The 2,912-nt window shown below is 38.2% G+C and carries 4 protein-coding genes; 2 read left to right on the forward strand and 2 right to left on the reverse strand.

What is annotated here, in order from left to right:
* The coding region (locus ACTUJY_RS20890; RefSeq protein ID WP_463618074.1) for a gp53-like domain-containing protein at positions 1-660 on the forward strand (660 nt) is incomplete at its 5' end.
* Between the two features lie 2 nt (positions 661-662).
* Positions 663-1,052, forward strand: coding sequence for a phage tail assembly chaperone (locus tag ACTUJY_RS20895; RefSeq protein WP_463618075.1), 390 nt, complete (start codon positions 663-665; stop codon positions 1,050-1,052).
* A 69-nt stretch (positions 1,053-1,121) separates the two neighbouring features.
* On the opposite strand, the gene ACTUJY_RS20900 is transcribed toward ACTUJY_RS20895, so the two are convergent.
* Complete coding sequence (locus ACTUJY_RS20900; RefSeq protein WP_463618076.1) at positions 1,122-1,613, reverse strand: DUF4411 family protein; 492 nt, start codon at positions 1,611-1,613, stop codon at positions 1,122-1,124.
* Positions 1,613-2,767: an ImmA/IrrE family metallo-endopeptidase gene (locus ACTUJY_RS20905; RefSeq protein WP_463618077.1), complete on the reverse strand. Its 1,155-nt coding sequence runs from the start codon at positions 2,765-2,767 to the stop codon at positions 1,613-1,615. The genes ACTUJY_RS20900 and ACTUJY_RS20905 overlap by 1 nt, the downstream gene beginning before the upstream one ends.
* Between the last annotated feature and the right edge of the window lie 145 nt (positions 2,768-2,912).

The raw sequence follows: 2,912 nt of genomic DNA on the forward strand, positions 1-2,912 counted from the left end.
ACACCGGGCGCTTCAGGCAAAGTTTTAATTGAATTTAATTTACGTGCGTATTCGGTTTATGGCCCTGTAGCAACGAACCAAAACTATACGGCTCCTGTTTGGCGCGTCCAGGTACGACGTGATTCAACATCGGGTGCGATTTTGTACGATAAAACGTTTACTGGTACAGCTTACAATTGGCAAGAATCTGATGAAATCCCTGGCGAGCCGAGAATAGGGGGCTGGTACGGCAGCGCTCAATTAGACATTACGGGACAGTTCTTTGATGAAAACGCGCCAACGAGTGGCACCGAAGTTTACTATCTTATTGTTTCGCGCCAAAGTGGAACGCCAACCACCATTTTATTGATGGAGTTTTCTGGAAACGTTCCGGCGTTTAAAGAAAACGATTTATCCAAAAGCACAAACGGTTATTGGCGCGATAAGGATACTGGAATGATTTTTCAGTGGGGTTCGACTTCCATTTCAGGCGGCCAAACGAGAAACATAACACTGCCGATTACTTTTCCTACTCAATGCACCGTTGCCATGCAAAATCAATTGGCAGGTGGAGGCTATTCGGATGGTGCGAAAGTTACCGCAAAATCTCGCTCTTCAATCACAATACGAAACAATTATGGAACCACTTACACCAGTTGGTGGTTTGCAATGGGGTATTAACAATGGATAAGACTTACTTTGCACATTACGACGAATTGACCGGCAAACTGCTGGGCTATTATTGCAATGACATTCACGATGAAATTCCCGAACCATCAATTCCTTTAACTGTTGATGAGTGGGCTAGTGCTCGACATGAGGGATGCAACCAAGTCATCAACGGAAAACTTGTTGTGGGCGACGAGATGGTTACTGACGATGAGCTTGCGGAAAGGAATCGAGCATGGAGAGACAGTGAACTTGCGAAAACGGACAGGTATATGTTGCCCGATTTTCCTATTAATGAAGTTCAACGGGAGCAGGTTCGGTTTTATCGCCAGCAGCTTCGAGAGTATCCTGACCGTTCGAAGTTGCCGAGTGAGTGGAGGCGGCCATTTAGCTCTACTCTTTGACCTGCATATTAATATATGCTAAACGGGGTTTGATTTTTAACCATATTCATTTTAAAAGAAACAAGTTGTTCAGATGTTATTCCCTATTTTATTTTCAGAAAAAAAGCTTACTAAGTTTATATAGCGAACGCCCAGCTCGGAGCATACAGCGCCTAATCCATAGTTACTTAAATTTTTCTTTTCTGAAGATATAATAGTTGCATCATTACCAATAGATCTTGCCATTGCAATTAGCCATGGATCGGCTCCAGATACAAATTTGTCTCTCGCTCTGTTTTCAGTAAACTGAGGTCCATTTTCTATGTCACTGATTACATTTGCATATTCTGTTTCAATTGATTCAGATATATGAAACATTTTATGGGCCCTAGAAAGGAAATTAGTTCGCCATTCATCAGCTTTTTGTTCAATTTCAGTTTTTACAATATCAACAGAAACAATCAGACTGGAATCAATCCCTTCATAAATAAATTTCCAAATAGGAGTAAAGATAGGAATTGTTTCCGGGTAGTGTCGTTCACCTAAGTCAATTAAAGCTGAAGCATCCATACAATATTTCACTAATTAGCTCCAATGATTAGCTTGTCAATTTTATTAACTCTAAGTTGCAAAATCTTTGATGCATCATATACATCTAATACCCCCGCGCTATAAGCTGATAAAGTTAAGTTAAACAACGGGTTTCCAAGATCTATTTTTTTAATGATTTCACTTCGGATTCTGAGTGATTTGCTTTTTCTAGCTTCTATTTTTTTTTCATTTTCCTTTCTGCGAGCTTCTAAAAGTTCAGTAAGTTGTATTTGTGTTATTAATCCTACTTTTTTAAGGCAAACGGCAGCGGTACTAAAAGTAACTTTAAAATTTTCTGCGAGGTTTTGCATCATTTCAATTGGCGTTTTTCCTTGATAAATATTTAAGTTGATTTTTTCATCAGGGACTAAAATATTAGCGGCTAGTTTATTGCATCGAGCCTCAATATTGGAATTGCTACCATCATATTCGCTAACCATTGTAGCGCTTTCATCGACTATCCCTGACTTTGCAAGTAAAAGATGTGCGTATTCATGTAGTAAAGTAAATAATCGTCGTGGAGAATGAATTCCTCCACGTTTGATAAGAATTATTGGACATTTTTCATAATAAATAGAAGCACCAATTATTCCAGTTTCGAGAGGAATGTATTGTGTTTCGTAGATCAATACACCATCACTTTCAATTTTTTCTTTCCAATAAGAATATATATTTTTGTACGAGAGAGAAGTAAGTTCCTGTTCATCGATTCCTAATCGCTCTCTGATTTTAGTGCCTATGTTAGGTGAGTTTTCGTTTTCAATTAAGCTAAAAACATTTAGTTCATTTCCCATTGATTCTGCTAGGTCTAAATATATTTCTCGTAAATCTCTGCATTTCTTTATTTCAGTATTGACTCGATGATGTGTAACACCGGCATATCTAGGATCTACACGATAATCAGGAAGTGGTCTGAACTTAATCTCTTTCGGAGGGTTTTTAAGATAAAAGTAGCCAAATGGAAGCTGGTATACTTTTGAGGCTTTTCTTAATTGAAGTAGTGTAAGCTTATGATTTCCACTTTCTGCTTCCGATAGAATATTCAACGGGATACCAATTGCCTCAGCAGCTTGCTCTATCGAAAGGCCAACATCTTCTCTGGCCCAGCTTAGCATGTCGGGGTTATTACTTGTTCTTACAGTCATAGATAATGAGCGAACTTTGATTTATATTAAATGAGTTAATCCAAAACAAATTGTAAGCGTCGAAGTCAAAGAACGTTTAGTCCTCTTTAGCAACTTCTATCACAATTTAGCTCTAAGAACTAATGAAATTAGCATATTTTCTCAA

The organism is Pleionea sp. WD8-19, assembly GCF_055326765.1.

Coding starts and splice junctions, on each gene's coding strand:
- ACTUJY_RS20895 (WP_463618075.1), top strand. CDS start 663: ATGGATAAGACTTACTTTGCACATTACGACGAATTGACCGGCAAACTG.
- ACTUJY_RS20905 (WP_463618077.1), bottom strand. CDS start 2,767: ATGACTGTAAGAACAAGTAATAACCCCGACATGCTAAGCTGGGCCAGA.